The sequence below is a fragment of the Dactylosporangium salmoneum genome (assembly GCF_039532525.1).
Classification (GTDB): domain Bacteria; phylum Actinomycetota; class Actinomycetes; order Mycobacteriales; family Micromonosporaceae; genus Dactylosporangium; species Dactylosporangium salmoneum.
The window spans coordinates 15,330-31,055 of the sequence record NZ_BAAARV010000018.1 but is presented as its reverse complement, the minus strand read 5'-3'; the positions used below and the strand labels follow the sequence as shown (position 1 = coordinate 31,055).

The 15,726-nt window shown below is 74.8% G+C and carries 15 protein-coding genes; 7 read left to right on the top strand and 8 right to left on the bottom strand.

Annotated elements, in window-relative coordinates; genetic code table 11:
• Window positions 1-387, top strand: coding sequence for a hypothetical protein (locus tag ABD352_RS09980; protein WP_344611980.1), 387 nt, complete (start codon window positions 1-3; stop codon window positions 385-387).
• 13 nt (window positions 388-400) lie between these two features.
• Here the strand turns inward: ABD352_RS09980 and ABD352_RS09975 are convergent, their stop codons facing one another.
• On the bottom strand, window positions 401-1,192 hold the full coding sequence (locus ABD352_RS09975) for an IclR family transcriptional regulator domain-containing protein (protein WP_344611979.1): 792 nt from the start codon (window positions 1,190-1,192) through the stop codon (window positions 401-403).
• 23 nt (window positions 1,193-1,215) lie between these two features.
• Window positions 1,216-2,631, bottom strand: a complete 1,416-nt coding sequence (locus tag ABD352_RS09970) for an amidohydrolase family protein (protein ID WP_344611978.1) — start codon at window positions 2,629-2,631, stop codon at window positions 1,216-1,218.
• 128 nt (window positions 2,632-2,759) lie between these two features.
• Here ABD352_RS09970 and ABD352_RS09965 point away from each other — a divergent pair, with 128 nt between their 5' ends.
• From ABD352_RS09965 to ABD352_RS09945, 5 genes are read left to right on the top strand one after another with little or no spacing between them, the layout of a single operon-like run.
• Window positions 2,760-3,881, top strand: coding sequence for a CaiB/BaiF CoA transferase family protein (locus ABD352_RS09965; RefSeq protein ID WP_344611977.1), 1,122 nt, complete (start codon window positions 2,760-2,762; stop codon window positions 3,879-3,881).
• Entirely contained in the window at window positions 3,866-4,633 is a 768-nt protein-coding gene (locus ABD352_RS09960) for a citryl-CoA lyase (protein WP_344611976.1), read from the top strand. Before ABD352_RS09965 ends, ABD352_RS09960 begins: the two co-directional genes overlap by 16 nt.
• A 3-nt stretch (window positions 4,634-4,636) precedes the next feature.
• Entirely contained in the window at window positions 4,637-5,500 is an 864-nt protein-coding gene (locus ABD352_RS09955; protein ID WP_344611975.1) for a DODA-type extradiol aromatic ring-opening family dioxygenase, read from the top strand.
• The gene (locus ABD352_RS09950) at window positions 5,497-5,859 is read left to right on the top strand and encodes a hypothetical protein (RefSeq protein WP_344611974.1); all 363 of its coding nucleotides are present in this window, start codon (window positions 5,497-5,499) and stop codon (window positions 5,857-5,859) included. Before ABD352_RS09955 ends, ABD352_RS09950 begins: the two co-directional genes overlap by 4 nt.
• On the top strand, window positions 5,859-6,833 hold the full coding sequence (locus ABD352_RS09945) for a quinone oxidoreductase family protein (RefSeq protein WP_344611973.1): 975 nt from the start codon (window positions 5,859-5,861) through the stop codon (window positions 6,831-6,833). Before ABD352_RS09950 ends, ABD352_RS09945 begins: the two co-directional genes overlap by 1 nt.
• Here ABD352_RS09945 and ABD352_RS09940 read toward each other — a convergent pair.
• From ABD352_RS09940 to ABD352_RS09925, 4 genes are all read right to left on the bottom strand, one after another.
• Window positions 6,824-7,300: a macro domain-containing protein gene (locus ABD352_RS09940; protein ID WP_344611972.1), complete on the bottom strand. Its 477-nt coding sequence runs from the start codon at window positions 7,298-7,300 to the stop codon at window positions 6,824-6,826. The genes ABD352_RS09945 and ABD352_RS09940 overlap by 10 nt on opposite strands.
• A gap of 405 nt (window positions 7,301-7,705) precedes the next feature.
• Entirely contained in the window at window positions 7,706-8,275 is a 570-nt protein-coding gene (locus tag ABD352_RS09935; RefSeq protein WP_344611971.1) for a hypothetical protein, read from the bottom strand.
• Window positions 8,272-8,847: an FhaA domain-containing protein gene (locus ABD352_RS09930; protein ID WP_344611970.1), complete on the bottom strand. Its 576-nt coding sequence runs from the start codon at window positions 8,845-8,847 to the stop codon at window positions 8,272-8,274. Before ABD352_RS09930 ends, ABD352_RS09935 begins: the two co-directional genes overlap by 4 nt.
• Window positions 8,848-8,861: 14 nt before the next feature.
• Window positions 8,862-9,716 carry a LysR family transcriptional regulator gene (locus ABD352_RS09925; RefSeq protein ID WP_344611969.1) on the bottom strand — a complete coding sequence of 285 codons (855 nt, stop codon included), beginning with the start codon at window positions 9,714-9,716 and terminating at the stop codon, window positions 8,862-8,864.
• Window positions 9,717-9,784: 68 nt separating this feature from the next.
• Between ABD352_RS09925 and ABD352_RS09920 the strand changes: the two genes are divergently transcribed.
• Window positions 9,785-10,702 carry an EamA family transporter gene (locus ABD352_RS09920; RefSeq protein ID WP_344611968.1) on the top strand — a complete coding sequence of 306 codons (918 nt, stop codon included), beginning with the start codon at window positions 9,785-9,787 and terminating at the stop codon, window positions 10,700-10,702.
• An 11-nt stretch (window positions 10,703-10,713) separates the two neighbouring features.
• On the opposite strand, the gene ABD352_RS09915 is transcribed toward ABD352_RS09920, so the two are convergent.
• Both ABD352_RS09915 and ABD352_RS09910 read right to left on the bottom strand, forming a co-directional pair.
• Window positions 10,714-12,543 (bottom strand): ABC transporter ATP-binding protein, encoded by a 1,830-nt coding sequence (locus ABD352_RS09915; RefSeq protein ID WP_344611967.1) that lies wholly within the window; start codon window positions 12,541-12,543, stop codon window positions 10,714-10,716.
• A gap of 417 nt (window positions 12,544-12,960) precedes the next feature.
• Window positions 12,961-15,690: a hybrid sensor histidine kinase/response regulator gene (locus tag ABD352_RS09910; RefSeq protein ID WP_344611966.1), complete on the bottom strand. Its 2,730-nt coding sequence runs from the start codon at window positions 15,688-15,690 to the stop codon at window positions 12,961-12,963.
• Window positions 15,691-15,726 lie beyond the last annotated feature (36 nt).

Genomic DNA, 15,726 nt, shown 5'->3' with positions numbered 1-15,726 from the left:
ATGCGAGCGGCTCCCGTACCGTGTGACGAGCCCGACACGTTCGCCGCCTGGGAGGCCATCGTGCTCTCCCAGATCGCCGACCTGGCCGACATCTCCGACCAGGGCCCGCTCGACCCGCAGGCCTACTTCGGCCTGGACGCCCCGCGCCCGGACCACTGCCGCCGCGCGACGAGCCGGCGCTGGTACAACTTCGGGGTCGGCGCCTACCTGGAGTGCGGCACCGCGGGCACCCTGGGCGGCTGGGACGAGGACGACGGCGTGCGCATCCCCGTCCCCGGCCCGGTCGTGTCGCTGTTCGACGAGCCGGAGCCGGGCACCCTCGCCCCGGGCGCCCTCGGCTGGGACGTCCTGTGCGAACTGGCGCGCTGCGGCCAGGAGTACGAGTAGCCGCGGTGCGCGGTCAGGTCGCCAGGGGGACCGTGTCCAGCAGGGACCAGTCGTGGCCGATGTCGGCGGCGGCACGCAGCAGCAGGGGCAGGTGGTGCTCGGTCAGCGTCTCGACGGTGGTCTCGGCGGCGTGGACGGTCACGTTCAGGGCGGCGACCACGCGGCCGTCGCCGCCGCGGACCGGGGCGGCGACCGAGCGGATGCCGGGGGCCAGGTCCTGGTCGGCCAGGGCCCAGCCCTTGGCCCGGACCTCGCGCAGGGCGGCGTCGAGCTCGTCGCGGGACGGCTGCCAGCGCGGGGTGATGCCGGAGCGGCCGGGCTCGGCCAGGGTGCGGCTGAGCTCGTCGGGGGGCAGGGCGGCGAGGAGCACCTTGCCCATGGAGGTGGCGGGCGCCGGGAAGCGGGTGCCGATGGTCACGGCCAGGGTGACGATCTTCGGTACCGCGACCCGCGCCACGTAGACGATGTCGGAGCCGTCGAGCTGGGCCATCGACGTCGACTCGTTGGTCTGGGCGACCAGGCGCTGCATGTGCGGGCGGGCCACGTCCCACAGGCTCAGCGCGTTGACGTAGGCCATGCCCAGCTCCAGCACCCGCGGCGTGAGCGCGTAGCCCCGCTCGGCCGCCCGGACGTACCCCAGCTCCTCGAGCGTGAGCAGGATGCGCCGGACGGTCGGGCGGGCCAGGCCGGTGGCGGCGGCGATCTCGCTGAGCGTCATCACCGGCCGGCCCGGGCGGAAGCAGCGCAGCACGTCGAGCCCGCGGGCGAGAGCCTCGATGAAGTCCGGTCCCGCGTCGCGTGCCATGACGTCCTCTCCGACGAAGCCTGTCAGGAAGCGGGGTCCCGCTTCCAGTCCGTGTAGGTGTACGGATTGTCCATCACCGTGGTTTCCGGGATGTCGGGGTTCATGCCCTTGTCCCAGGCCTCGGGTCCCATGACGCCGATGAGGTACTCGACGGTGCGCTCCACGTCGGCGCGGACCTTGGCCAGGTCGGCCCCGACCAGGCGGTGCTCGTGCTTGACGAGGCGGCCGTTGACGACGACGGAGTGCACGTCGGCGCGCTGGGCCTGGAAGGCGACGTGGCCGTACGGGTTGAGGATCGGGAACATCACGGGCGAGGCGTCGTTCTTCAGCAGTACGACATCGGCCTTCTTGCCCGTCTCGAGGCTCCCGACGACGCCGTCGAGGCCGAGGGCCCGGCTGCCGCCCCGGGTGGCCCAGTCGACGACCTGCTCGGCGCGCAGGTGCACGTGGGTGACCGTCTCGGCGCGCTCGTGCGCGGCGAGGTGCTCGCGGGAGCGGTCGGCGCCGAGGGTACTGCGCATGGCCGAGAACAGGTCGCCGCTCCACCAGACGCTGGTGTCCATGGACAGCGAGACGCCGATGCCGTGGTCGCGCAGCTGCCAGGTGGGCGGGTACCCCTGCCCGGCGCTCTGCTCGCTCTCCGTGGAGACCGACACCGAGCCGCCGGTCGCCGCGATGCGGTGGTAGGAGTCCGCGGTCAGCGTGGCCGCGTGCACGTACACGGTCTGCGGGGTCATGAACCCGTGCTCGTGCATGAGCCGGATGCCGTCGTCGTTGGTGGCGCCCCACACGCCGGCGTGGGTCGTGACCGGCACGCCGAGGTCGCGGGCCACCTCGAAGGCGGCCTTCTCCGGGAACGCGGGGTCGCCGGTGACGTCGAAGGCCATCTGGAAGCCCAGCATGTCGCCGCCGCGGATGCGCCGCTCGACGAAGTCGCGGAACTCCGGGGCGGCCGACCATTCCCAGGGGCCCTGCTGGATGTTGCCGTAGGCGAGGACGAAGCGGCCGGGGACCGACTCGAGGGCGTCGGCGGCGGCGTCGGCGTGCTGCGGGGTCTGCAGGCCGTGCGACCAGTCGACGGTGGTGGTGACGCCGGCGTCGAGGGCCTCCCAGGCGGCCAGGACGTTGCCGGCGTAGATGTCCTCGGGCCGGAAGTGCCTGCCGGACTCGAGGTAGTACCAGACGAAATACTGCGTCAGGGTCCAGTCGGCGCCGTAGCCGCGCATCGCCGTCTGCCACATGTGGCGGTGGGTGTCGATCATGCCGGGCATGACGATGCCGCCGGTCGCGTCGATCTCGACGGCGCCCGGCGGGGCGGTCAGGTTCGGGCCGATCCCGGCGATGCGCTCGCCGACGATCAGCACGTCGGTGCCGGGCAGCACCGTGTGGGCGTCATCCATGGTGAGGACCAGGCCGTTGCGTAAGAGCACGGCGCTCATCGCGGGCTCCAATCTCGGACATCAGTCCGCCAGGCGGTCAGTTTGGCCAGGTGCTGGAATTCTGGGCTCGGCGTTGTATCGTGTCAACGACTTGCGGACAACTGTCCGCTGGACGGGCAGGAGGTGCCGTGGGTCCACTCGACGGGCTGCTGGTGGCGGACTTCTCGCGGATCCTCGCGGGGCCGTACGCGACGATGCTGCTGGCCGACCTGGGCGCCGACGTGATCAAGGTCGAGGGGCCGGGCGGCGACGACACCCGCACCTGGATGCCCCCGACGCGCGACGGCGTCTCGACGTACTACCTCGGCATCAACCGCAACAAGCGCAGCATCGCCCTGGACCTGCGCCGGCCCGAGGACCTGGCCGCCGGCCGGGAGCTGGCGGCGCGGGCGGACGTGCTCATCGAGAACTTCAAGCCGGGCGGCCTGGCCCGCTTCGGGCTCGACTACGACACCGTGTCGGCCGGCAACCCCGGCATCGTCTACGCCTCCATCAGCGGCTTCGGCTCGGGTGCCGGCGCGGCCCTGCCCGGCTACGACCTCATGGTGCAGGCGATCTCCGGGCTGATGAGCCTCACCGGCGACCCGGACGGCCCGCCCTTCCGGGCCGGCATCTCCGTCTTCGACGTGATGGCCGGGATGCACGCGGGCCTGGGCATCCTGGCCGCCCTGCACCACCGGCACGGCACCGGCCGCGGCCAGCGCCTCGAGGTCAACCTGCTCTCCTCGGCGCTGTCGGGCCTGGTCAACCACAGCAGCGGCTACGTGGCCGGGGGCAGCGTGCCGTTCCGGATGGGCAACGCGCACCCGAGCCTGTTCCCGTACGAGCCGCTGCCGACGGCCGACGGCGAGCTCGTCGTCATCGCCGGCAACGACGGGCAGTTCCGCAAGCTGTGCGCGGTGCTGGGCGTGGAGCACCTGCTCGACGACCCGCGATTCGCCCGCAACCAGGACCGCACCGCCAACCGCGAGGCGCTGCGCCCGCTGCTGGTCGAGGCCCTGGCCGCGAAGGGCAAGGACGAGTGGTTCGCGGAGCTGATCGCGGATGGGGTGCCGTGCGCGCCGATCAACACCATCGACGCCGGGGTCGCCTTCGCCGAGTCGCTCGGGCTGGAGCCCGTGGTGGCGCCGGGCGGGGTGCCCAGCGTACGCAATCCGATCAGGTTCTCGGCCACCCCGGCCCGGCACGAGCTGCCGCCGCCGGGGCTGGACGAGCACGGCGAGGAGATCCGGCAGTGGCTGAAGAGCTGAGCTTCCCGACCGGCATCGGCACGTCCGACGCCGACCAGATCCGGCTGCTGGGCCAGGACCTCGCGGCCGACCTCATGGGCAAGGTCGGCTTCGGCGAGCTGGCCTTCTGGCTCGTCGCCGGGCGACGCCCCTCCCCCGGCGAGACCCGGGTGTTCGAGGCCGTGCTGGTCGCGCTGGCCGACCACGGCTTCACCCCGACGGCGATCGCGGCCCGGGTCACGTACGCCTCCGCCCCTGAGTCCCTGCAGGGCGCCCTGGCCGCGGGCCTGCTCGGCGGCGGCTCGCGCTTCCTGGGCGTCACCGAGGACACCGGCCGGTTTCTGCACGACACGTTGAACAACTCGGACATCTCCGATGTCGAGGATCTCGCGACCCACGCCGTGGCGACGGCGAAGGGCCGCATCCCGGGCCTGGGCCACCCCGTCCACAAGGTCCAGGACCCCCGCACACCGGTGCTCATCGCCATCGCCAAGGAGGAGGGCTTCTACGGGCCCCACCTGCGGCTGTTCGAGGCGATCGGGCGCGTGCACCCCGCCATCCTCGGCAAGACCCTGCCGCTCAACGGCGCCGGCGTCTGCGGCGCGGCGCTGGCCGACCTCGGCCTGCCGGTCGACATGCTGCGCGGCTTCGCCCTGCTCGCCCGCGCCGCCGGCCTGCTCGGCCACCTCGCCGAGGAGCGCCGCACCGGCCTCGGCCTCGAGATCTACCGGACCGTCGACCGCAATGCCGCCTACGTCGCAGGAAAGGACTGACCCGTGGCCAACATCGTCGCGGTGATCGCCTCGACGCACCACCCCTTCTACTACAAGGCCAGCACGGCCACCGGCGAGGACCGCCCGCCCTTCGCCGACGAGTGGGTCGCCAAGATCCTGAAGTTCCGCGAGACCCTGACCCGCGCCCGGCCCGACGTCCTCGTCATGGTCGGCTCCGACCACTTCCACCAGCTGTGGCTGGACAACATGCCGCAGTTCCTCGTCGGCAAGGCCCCGTCCTACGACGCCAACTGGTACAACGAGGAGCGCGAGTTCGGCCTGCCGAGGCTGTTCCTGCGCGGGCAGGAGGACCTCTCGGCGTACATCCTGCGCGAGGGGCTCGACGCGGGCTTCGACCTGGCGTTCAGCAACGAGCTGCGCATCGACCACAGCATCACGTGCCCGATCATCACCCTGCGCCCCGACGCCGACCTGCCGATCGTGCCCATCTACACCAACATCTTCGCCCCGCCGCTGCCGCAGCCGAAGCGGTTCGTGCAGCTGGGCCGGACCATCCGGGAGCTGGTCGAGTCCTGGCCGAGCGACCTGCGGGTGGCGGTCATCGGCACCGGCCACCTGTCCCTGGAGCTCGGCGGCCCCCGCCAGTTCGGCCCGCACGGCCCCGACCCCGAGTTCGACCGGCGGGCCGTGGAGTGGATCGCCACCGGCGACCTCGACGGGTGCCTGTCCGAGGTGACCCTGGACAGCCTGCACGCGCCGGGCAACGCCACCCACGGGTTCATGGACTTCATGCTCATGATGGGCGTCGCCGGGGCGGGCCGGAAGGCCGACTACGTCGACACCTTCGACCTGTTCCACACCATGGAGGCGTACTTCACCTGGTACCCGGACGGAGCACCGGCATGAGCAAGTACCTGCTGAACAAGTTCCTCTACACGGTCGACCGGGACCCCGACCTCGTCGAGCGCTACCGCGACGACCCGGCCGGCACGGTGGAGTGGTGGGAGCGCACGCTCGGCCCGTCGCTGCTGAACTGCCACAGCGGGGAGGCCACCACCTGGCTCGCGTTCACCGACGAGGAGCGCGGCGCCCTGGCCGCCCACGACCACGTCGCCCTGTTCGCCCTCGGCGCCCACCCGTTCCTGACGCTGACGCTGTTCATCGCCATGTTCGAGCGCGACCACACCGAGCCCCTCGCGTACCAGAAGCGCTACGGGGAACTGCTCGGGCACTTCTCGCTGCCGTACCCGGACATCGCCACCTGATGCGCGCCGTCCTCATCCTGCGCTGCGGCCGCCCGCCGGTCGTCGCCGACCACTTCGACCCCGCCCCGGCCGCCCCCGCCCCCGGCCTCGCCGAGGTCACGGTCGCCGCCGCCCCGGTCACGCCGCTGGACGTGTTCTGCGCCAGCGGCACGTCGTACTTCGGCTCCCCCGCCGTCCCCTACGTCCCCGGCGTGCAGGGCGTCGGCGCGCTGGGCGACGGCACGCTGGGCGACGGCACGCCCGTCTGGTTCGCCACCGACGCCGGCATGCGCCCGGGCAACGGCAGCATGGCCGAGCGCGCCCGGGTCCCCCACGAGGACGTCGTCCCCCTGCCCGAGGGCGCCGACCCGAGGCTCGTCGCCGCGCTCGGCCTGTCCGCCGTCGCCGCCTGGCAGGCACTCGCCGGCACCGGCGACCTCCGCCACGGCGAGCAGGTCCTGGTCCTCGGCGCCGGCGGCGTCGTCGGCCAGGCCGCGGTGCAGATCGCCCGCCTGCTCGGCGCCCGCCGGGTCGTCGCCGCGGCCCGGTCCGCGCTCGCCCAGGAGCGCGCCACCCGGCACGGGGCCGACGCGGTGGTACCCCTCGACGACACCGACGACGCCGACACCCTGGCCGCGCGCCTGCGCCCGGCCCTCGACGGCCCCGTGGACCTCGTCCTCGACCCCCTGTTCGGCGTCCCGGCCGCCGCGGCCCTGCGCGTGCTGCGCCCCGGCGGCCGCCTCGTCAACCTGGGCGGCTCGGCCTCCCCGACGGCGCCCATCGACTCGGCCACGCTGCGCAGCGGCTCCCTGCGGATCCTCGGCTACACGAACAACGCCCTGTCCAAGGCCGAGCGCGCCGAGACCCTGCGGACGGTGGCCGCCCACGCCGCCGCGGGCCGCCTGACCGTGGACTTCGACGCGGTACCGCTGGACGCCGCCCCCGACGCGTGGACCGCCAGCTCCTCCCGGATGGTGCTGCTGCCTCAGTCGTAGTCGTAGACGGTCGTGGCGACGTCACGCTCGCACAGGGCCGCCGTGACGAGCGGCTCGATGCGCTCCCAGCGGCCACCCGCCAGGCCGCAGCCGATCCGGGGCATGTGCACCGAGGCGTTCAGCGCGAGCGCGTGCCCGGCGAGGGTGGCAAGGGCCGTGGCGACGGCGTCGTACCGGATCGGCGGCCCGTTGCTGCCGGTCCGCATCCCGTGCTGGGCCACCATGTTCGCCACCCAGGTGTCCGGGCGGACCTGCACCAGCTGGACGGCCCCGAGCCCGAAGTCGTTGCCGGCCCGCTCCCGGTGCCAGCGCCGGTACGCCCGTTCCGGCTCCGGCCAGCGCCGCGAGATCGCGAGGACGAAGCCCTTGCCCCACCCGCCCAGGTCGTTGCACACGTGCGCGATGATCTTCCGACCGGCGGCCTGGGGGCTGGTCGCGTCGCCCCGGACAATGCTCAGCGGTACCACGGGACCAAGCCTATGGTGGGTCGATGCCCGCCCTCCACCGCCGCCCGTACGCGTCCGGCGAGGCGGCCGCGGTGGCCGCCCTCATCCATCACGGCGGCCGAGGTCGAGGACGTGGTCCCCCACGAGGTCCGCGACCCGGCCACCGACACGCTGGTGATCACCGGCGCGGACGGCCGGCCGGTCGCCGCGCTCGTCCCGACGCCACCGGAGGGCGGCGACCGGGTCGAGCTCATCGGCGGCGTACACCCCGACCGGCACGGCGAGGGCATCGGGCGCGAGCTGCTGGCCTGGCAGCTCGCCCGCGCCGAGACCAGGCGCGCCGAGCTCGACGAGGACCGGCCCCCGGCGTCTACGCCCGGGCCGGCTTCACCGTCGCCCGGCGCGTCGTCGCCTGCGGGCGCGAGCTCACGCCGTCAGCTGGTCGCGCAGCAGGGCGGTGAGGGCGTCGCGGTCGACCGCGCCCTTCTCGGCGAGGGCGGTGAGCGCCTTGACGCCGGGGTCGGCGGGGTGGTCGAGGACGATGACCGCGACCGGCTCGGTGAAGTTCTTGCAGGAGTTGGTGCACTCGAAGTACGGCTGCGTGAAGATCGTCGCCGTCCCGAGCGCGGTCTGCACGGTGCTCGCCCCGTCGCGGCGCTCCGCCGGGATGTCGTCGGCGGTGCGGAAGACGCCGTGGCGGCCGTTGCCGGGGCGGGCGTTGTCGCCGACGGCCACGCAGGTGGTGGCGAAGGCGACGAGCCGCACGACGCGCCCCTGGCCGAGGGTGACGGTCACGGCCACGGCCGGGCAGCCGTCCGCGCCGGGCGTCTGGGTGGTGAGCCGCTGGCCGGCGCCGAGGCGCACGTGGAAGGCGACCGGGCCGTCGACGGACGCCACGGTCGGCGAGCTCATCGGTGTCTCGGGTGCCGCGGGTGTACCGTGGCAGCCCGCCACCAGCGCCAGCAGCGCCGCGACCGGCAGCAGGCGACGGCTCATGGCTCGACCGTGAGGGTCACGGCGCCGATCCCGATCGTGTCGCCGGGCGCGACCTGCACCGCGCCGCTCACCGGCTGGTCGTTGACCGTCGTGCCGTTCGTCGAGCCGAGGTCGGCGACGGTGAGGGCCCGGCCGTCGTACTGCAGCCGCGCGTGCATCCGCGACACCCCCTCGTCGCGCAGCCGCAGGTCCGCCTGCCGCCCGCGGCCGATGACCGTCGTGCCCGACTGCATCGTGTACCGCCGGCCGTCGCCCAGCAGCAGCCCGATCCCCCGCCCGGCCTCGTCGGCCCGGCGCGTGCGGGCCCGCCGCACGTCGGCCAGGACCCGTACCTCCCCCGGCGGCACCTCCTCGTCGGGCTGCACGTCGACGACGACCGCATCGCGCACCTCCCAGCCCTGCTCCCGCAGCCACTCGGCCTGCGCGGCCGCGAGCGCCGGGGCGTGCCCGGCCGCGTGCGGGTGCTCGTCCGGCGCGACGAGGACGAGGTAGCTGTTCGGCGCCAGGGTCTGCTCGCCGACCTCGGCCTCGCGCTGCATCGCGTGCAGGATCGCCAGCCGGTCCAGACTCATGCGCGCGAGTCTAGTCACTGCCCGTACGCGGCCCTGATCAGGGCGATGAGGTCGTCCAGGCCGGCGGGCGGGTCGTCGCGCCACCACGCCAGCCAGACGTGGATCGCCGGGGCGTCGCGGACCCGGCGGTACGCCACGCCGGGCCGCGGGTTCTGGTTGGCGGTCGCCTCCGAGGTGAGCCCGACCGCCTGCCCGGCGGCGATGAGCGTGAGCCACTCGTCCACGCCGCCGGTGCGGCGCACCGTCGCCGGCCCGCCCCCGGGCGGCCACAGGTCCAGGGTCGTCGTCCCCGTCCGGGCGTCGATGGCCATCGTGTACCGCGTGAGGTCGTCCAGCCGCACCGAGCGGCGCCGGGCCAGGGCGTTGTCGGTGGCCACCGCCGCGCACCGGGTCTCCACCCCGACCAGCGCCGTGCCGAAGCGCGGGTCCTCGATCGCCCGGCGGACCACGGCCACGTCCGCGCTGCCGTCGCCCAGCCCGGCGCTGGGGGTGTTGGACTGGACGAAGACCAGCGGTACCGCGGGATGCGCCGCCGCCCAGGCCCGCTGCACCCGCCGGGTGTGCTTGCCCATCGCCGCCCAGGCGTAGCCGACGCGCAGCTCGGTGCGGGACCGCTCGACCGCCCGCCGCAGGTGCGCGACCTCGTCCAGCACCGCCCGGGCCCGGACCAGGGCCTGCGTGCCGGCCGCCGTGAGGCGCACCTGGCGGGTGGTGCGGGCGAGCAGCCGCACGCTGAGCGCCGCCTCGAGCCCGGCCACCGACCGCGACACCGCCGCCTGCGACAGCCCGAGGTCCGCCGCCGCATCGGTGAACGTCCCGGCGTCGACGACGGCCACGAACGCGCGCAGCTGCCGCAGCTCCAGATCCATGCGTCCAGCGTATGGATCTCTCGCTCGCCGCATTTCTCGGGGGCCTCTCACCAGCCCAGACTGGTGTCGTGAAACTCAGGCTCGCCCTCGCGACGATGATCGCCTCCGCCGCCGGCAACCAGGCCGGCGCCGCCCTCGGCGCCAAGGCGTTCCCCGCGATCGGCCCGGCCGGCGTGGTCGCCGTGCGGCAGTTCGTCGCCGCCGCCGTGCTGCTGCCGGTGGCCCGCCCCAACCTGCGTCGCTTCACGTGGTCGCAGTGGTGGCCCACCCTCCTGCTCGGCCTGGTCTTCGCCACCATGAACCTCAGCCTGTACACGGCCGTCGACCGGGTCGGTCTGGGCCTGGCGGTGACCCTGGAGTTCCTGGGCCCCCTGGCCGTGGCCCTCGCCGGCTCCCGCACCGGCGCCGACCTGGCCTGCGCCCTGCTCGCCGGCGCCGGCGTCTACGTGCTGGTGCTGCCCGGCCCGAGCAGCGACTACGCGGGCATGGCCCTGGGCCTGCTCGCCGCCGCCTGCTGGGCCGCCTACATCCTGCTCAACCGCCTGATCGGCGCCCGGCTGCCCGGCCTGCAGGCCCCGGCCGCGGCCACCACCGTCTCGGCCGTCCTGTACGTCCCGGTGGCCCTCGTCATGGCGCTGCACCACCGCTTCACCCTCGCCGGGGTCGGCTGGGCGATCGGCGCGGGCGTGCTGTGCTCGGTGGTGCCGTACGCGGCCGATCTGGTCGCGCTGCGCCGCATCCCGACGCGCTTCTTCGGGCTGCTGCAGAGCGTGCACCCGGTCTTCGCCGCACTGGCCGGCGCGGTCATCCTCGGCCAGGTCCCGCCCGCCCACGTGTGGCTCGGCATCGCCGTCGTCGTCGCCGTCAACGCCACCGCCGTCTCCCTGGCCGCCGCCCGCCACCGCAGCGCCCCGGCCCCGCACCCGGCCCCGGCGCCCGAGCCCGCCCCGGTGCCCGCTCCCGAGCCCGCCCCGGTGCCCGCCTGAGCCCGGCCGGGTCAGTGTTCGCCCAGGAAGCCGCCGGACTGGCGGGACCACAGGGTGGCGTACAGGCCCTCCTGGGACAGCAACTCGTCGTGGGTGCCCTCGGCGACGATGCGGCCGGCGTCCAGGACCACGATGCGGTCCATGCGGGCGATGGTGGACAGGCGGTGGGCGACGGCCAGCACAGTGCGGCCGGCCATCACGCGCTCCAGCGACTCCTGGATGACGGCCTCCGTCTCCGAGTCCAGGGCCGAGGTGGCCTCGTCCAGGATGAGGATCGGGGCGTCGCGGTGCAGGGCGCGGGCCAGGGCGATGCGCTGGCGCTGGCCGCCGGACAGGCGCACGCCGCGCTCGCCGACGCGGGCGTCGTAGCCGCCGCGGCCCTCGGGGTCGCGCAGGGTGGCGATGAAGCCCGCGGCGGCGGCCGCGCGGGCAGCGGCCTCGATGCCGGGCAGGTCCCCGGGGCCGATGTTCTCGCGGACCGAGCGGTGCAGCAGCGTGGTGTCCTGGGTGACCATGGCGATGTGGCGGCGCAGGCTCTCCTGGGTCACCGCCGAGATGTCCTGGCCATCGATCTCGATCGTGCCCGACTCCGGCTCGTAGAACCGCAGCAGCAGGTTGACGAGGGTGGACTTGCCGGCGCCGGAGCGGCCGACCAGGCCGACCCGCTCGCCGGGGGCGATGCGCAGGGTCAGCCGGTCCAGGCCGCCGGCGCCGTTGCCGTAGTGGTGGCTGACGGCCGTGAACGCGATGGCGCCGCCGGTGACCGACAGGGTGGTGGCGTCCTCGCGGTCGGCGGCCTCGAGGGGCTGGGCCACGGTGGCGAGGGACTGGCGCAGCGCGCCGACCGCGCCGAACAGGGCCGAGACGGAGTCCAGCAGCCACTCGGCGAGGGACATGATCCGGAAGCTCAGGGCGAGCGCGGTGGCGACCAGGCCGAGCGGGGCGGCGCCGGTCTGCCAGAGCAGGATGCTGTAGCCGACGAGGCCGGCGAGCAGGACGCCGCCGAGGAGGTACAGGGCGGCGTTCATGGTGACCTCGAGCCGCTGGACGCCGAGGTGGGCGCGGCGGGCGCCGGCGAAGACCGTGCGGGCGGTGCGCTCCTCGGCCGCGCGGTCGGCGAGCAGGGCCAGGGTGTCGGCGTTGGCGTACGCGTCGACGAGCAGGCCGGTCAGGGCGGAGCTCGCGTCCTGCTGGCGGGCCGATGCGCGGCGGTAGCGCGGGATGACGTACCACATCAGGCCCAGGTAGCAGGCGAGCCATCCGGCGAGGGGCACCAGCAGCCGGGGGTCGGCGTCGGCCATGAGCCAGGCCGAGCCGGCGATGAACGCGACGAGGTAGGCCAGCGCGTGGACCGTGGTGTAGATGCAGGTGGTCGCGGCGGCCCCGCCGTCGCGGACCCAGGTGGCGATCCGGCCGGCGAAGTCGCGGCGGAACCATCCGACGGGCTGGCGGGACACGTGGCGGTGGGCGCGCCAGGTGGCCAGCGTCAGCGCGTTGGGCCGCAGGGCGATGTCGTCGAGCGACTCGCGCGCCAGGTGCACGGCGGGCCGCACGATCAGCACGAGGGCGGCGGCGCCGAGCAGCTCGCGCCCGTGCTCCGCCCAGAACGTCTCCGGGGCCGCGACGGCGAGCAGGTCGACGAGGCGCCCGGCGTAGGCGACGAGCCAGACGTCGACGGCCGCGCACCCGACGCAGAGCGCGAGGCTGGCGGCGACGACGGCACGGACGGGGCGCAGCGCGCGCCACAGATATCGCGGTACGGCGGCCGGCGGGGCGGCCACCGCGCCCCCGGCTACCTCGTCCTGGAACGGGTCGACGGCGCGGGCGAGCAGGCGGAACAAGCGTTGCCTCCGGAGGGGATCGACAGCGGAACCGGCATGGTGCGCGAGGTCGTGCCGATCCGAGTCATGCGCCGATCTCCCCTCGTGACGGTGCGATCACCCTTCCCGGGCCGACGTTAGCCATCGCCCCCGATGATCGCCATGGATTTCCAGGCGGCAAGCCGGCGGGGGCCGGCGCAGGACGGCACCGGACGGGTCAGGGCGCGGTGAAGTCGGTGGCGTGGTCCTCGGCCCAGGTGGCGAACGGGAGCGGTTCGCAGGAGGACGTGCCGGCCCACGCTGCCGCGGGCGCCGATCACCAGGGTCTTGTCGTTCACGCCGACCAGACTGTCGGCGGGGCCTGGGCGGCGCCTGCGACCGGCGGGTGACGGTGCGGATTTCGACACGCAGGCCGTGACCGGCGGCGGGATTCGACGCTCAGGTGAGCCGCTCCCGGACCGCCAGCACCGCGGCCACCACGCGGTCCAGCTCGTGGCGCAGCTCGTCCAGGGCGGCCGTCTCCTCGCCGGGCAGGCCGGACCGGGCCCGGGTCTCGAACTCGCCGCTCAGGCGGGCCAGGGTGACGGCGCCGACGTTGCCGGCGGCGCCGGCCAGGGTGTGGGCGGCGCCGGCCGCGGCCGGGGCGTCGCGCTCGGCGATCGCCGTGGCCAGGCGGTCGAGGGTGCCGGGGGCCTTGTCGCAGAAGGAGCCGAGCACGCGGCCCACCAGCGCGAGCTCCTGCGGCGACGGGTCCTCGTCGTCGGTCAGCTCGCGGACCCTCGCCCTGATGTCGTCCTCGAGCGCACCGGACACCGGCGCACCGGGGGCTGCGGTGGCGCCGGCGAAGGTGGTCAGGGCGGCGGCCAGGTCCGCCGGGCGGACCGGCTTGGTCAGGTAGTCGTCCATGCCGGCGGCCTCGCAGGCGGCGCGGTCCTCGATCAGCGCGCTCGCGGTGAGGGCGACGATGTGCGGCTGCGCGCCGGCGGGCAGCTCGGCGCGGATCCGCCGGGTCGCGTCCAAGCCGTCCAGGACGGGCATCTGGACATCCATGAGCACCACGTCGTACCGCACCCGCCTGACGGCCTCCACAGCCTCCGCCCCGTTGGCGGCCACGTCCGCGCGATGGCCGAGCTTGGCCAGCATCATCGTGGCGACGGTCTGGTTGACCTGGTTGTCCTCGGCGACCAGGATGCGCAGCGGGCGCTGGCGCGGCGCCTCGGCGGCCGGGGCGGGGCGCACGGCCGGGCGGCCGGTCAGCACCCGGCCGAGGGCGGCGTGCAGGGCGGCGGCGCGGGCCGGCTTGGTCAGCACGGCGGCGAACTGGCGGCTGAGGCCGGGGTCGGCGTGCCAGCTGACGCTGCTGAGCAGGATGAGGGGCATCCCGGCCAGGCGCGGCACCGCCCGCAGCCGCCCGGCCAGGTCGGCCCCGTCGCCGTCGGGCATGTGCATGTCCAGCAGCGCCACGTCGTAGCCGTCGCCGGCCGCGGCGACCTCCATGGCCTCGCCGGCGGAGGCGGCCACGGTGCAGGTCATGCCCCAGCCGGCCAGCTGGGCCCGCAGCACCCTGCGGTTGGCGGCGTTGTCGTCGACGACGAGCGCGGTGCGGCCGGTGAGGTCGATGGGCGTGGCGGCGGCCTCGGGGCGTTCGGCGGAGACCTGCAGGACGGCGGTCACGGTGAACGTGGAGCCCTCGCCGGGGCGGCTGGTGACGGTGATGTCGCCGCCCATGGCGCGGGCCAGGCGGCGGCTGATGGCCAGGCCCAGGCCGGTGCCGCCGTACGTGCGGGTGGTGGACGCGTCGACCTGGCTGAACGAGCGGAACAGCCGGTCCATGCGCTCCGGCGGGATGCCGATGCCGGTGTCGGCGACGGCCAGGCAGACCCGCAGGCGGCCGTCCGGGAGCGGCTCGGTGCGGGCGGTGACCACGATCTCGCCGCCCGCGGTGAACTTCACCGCGTTGGAGAGCAGGTTGACCAGCACCTGGCGCAGGCGGGTGACGTCGCCGCGCAGCGGCGGGGCGTCGGTCACGTCGGCGACGAGCTCCAGGCCCTTGCCGGCGGCGGTGACGGCGACGAGGGCGAGGGCGCTGTCGACGCAGTCGCGCAGGTCGAACACGGCGTGCTCGAGCTCCAGCTGGCCGGCCTCGATCTTGGAGAAGTCGAGGATGTCGTTGATGATCGCGAGCAGGGACTCGCCGCTGTCGCGCACGGTGCCGGCCAGCTCGCGCTGCTCGTCGCTGAGGCCGGTGTCCAGCAGCAGGCCGGTCATGCCGATGACGGCGTTCATCGGGGTGCGGATCTCGTGGCTCATGGTGGCCAGGAACGCCGACTTGGCCTGGGTGGCGGCCATCGCCTCGTCGCGGGCGCGCAGCACGACCCGGGTGGCCTCGTCGACGGCGGCGGCCATCTCGGCCAGCTCGACCGGGCCGTTGCGGGCGCCGCGGCCGCCGCCCGGGCCGGCCGGTTCGCCGGTGGCGACGCGCCGGGCGGCGGCGGTCACCTCGGCGATCGGCCGGGTCACCTTGCGGGTGGCCCACAGGGCGCCGGCCGCGGCGAGCAGCGCGGTGCCGAGCGTGGCGGCGATGATGGCCCGGCGGGTCTGGGTGGCGTCGCGGGCGGTCTGGCGCTGCTTGGCGTCGAGCAGCGCCAGCCGGCCGGCGCGGATCTCGTCGAGGCCGGCCTCGATGCGGGCCATGTCGCGGGCGCCGCGGTCGGTGTCGACGAGCCGCTGGGCCTCCTCGAAGCCGTACTCGCGGCGCAGGGTGATGGTCAGGTGCAGCTCGGCGAGCTTGTCCGACAGCGGGCCGCGCATGCGCACGATCGCGCCGTGCTGGTCGGGGTCGCCGGCGGTGGCGGCCTCCAGGCGGGCCATGGTGGCGTGGACCCGCCCGACGGCGGCGGTGTAGGGCCCCAGGTACTCCTCGTCTCCCGTGATGATGTAGCCACGCTGGCCGCGCTCGGCGTCGTGCAGCTCGCTGCGCAGCTCCTCGGCGTCGTCGAGCACGGCGTGGCCGGCCTCGGCCTGGGCCCGGGCGGCCACGAGCACGCCGATGCGGTCGTAGGAGACGACCCCCACGAGCAGCAGCCCGCCGATGGCCAGCAGGTAGCCGGCGGCGAGCAGCCGCGCCACCGTCCAACCCCGCAGCTGCCGCCGAGCGGGCTCCTCCACACCCGTCTCATCGCCCGGACGGCGCCGGAGTTGAGC

Coding starts and splice junctions, on each gene's coding strand:
- ABD352_RS09980 (WP_344611980.1), top strand. CDS start 1: ATGCGAGCGGCTCCCGTACCGTGTGACGAGCCCGACACGTTCGCCGCC.
- ABD352_RS09975 (WP_344611979.1), bottom strand. CDS start 1,192: ATGGCACGCGACGCGGGACCGGACTTCATCGAGGCTCTCGCCCGCGGG.
- ABD352_RS09970 (WP_344611978.1), bottom strand. CDS start 2,631: ATGAGCGCCGTGCTCTTACGCAACGGCCTGGTCCTCACCATGGATGAC.
- ABD352_RS09950 (WP_344611974.1), top strand. CDS start 5,497: ATGAGCAAGTACCTGCTGAACAAGTTCCTCTACACGGTCGACCGGGAC.
- ABD352_RS09945 (WP_344611973.1), top strand. CDS start 5,859: ATGCGCGCCGTCCTCATCCTGCGCTGCGGCCGCCCGCCGGTCGTCGCC.
- ABD352_RS09935 (WP_344611971.1), bottom strand. CDS start 8,275: ATGAGCCGTCGCCTGCTGCCGGTCGCGGCGCTGCTGGCGCTGGTGGCG.
- ABD352_RS09930 (WP_344611970.1), bottom strand. CDS start 8,847: ATGAGTCTGGACCGGCTGGCGATCCTGCACGCGATGCAGCGCGAGGCC.
- ABD352_RS09925 (WP_344611969.1), bottom strand. CDS start 9,716: ATGGATCTGGAGCTGCGGCAGCTGCGCGCGTTCGTGGCCGTCGTCGAC.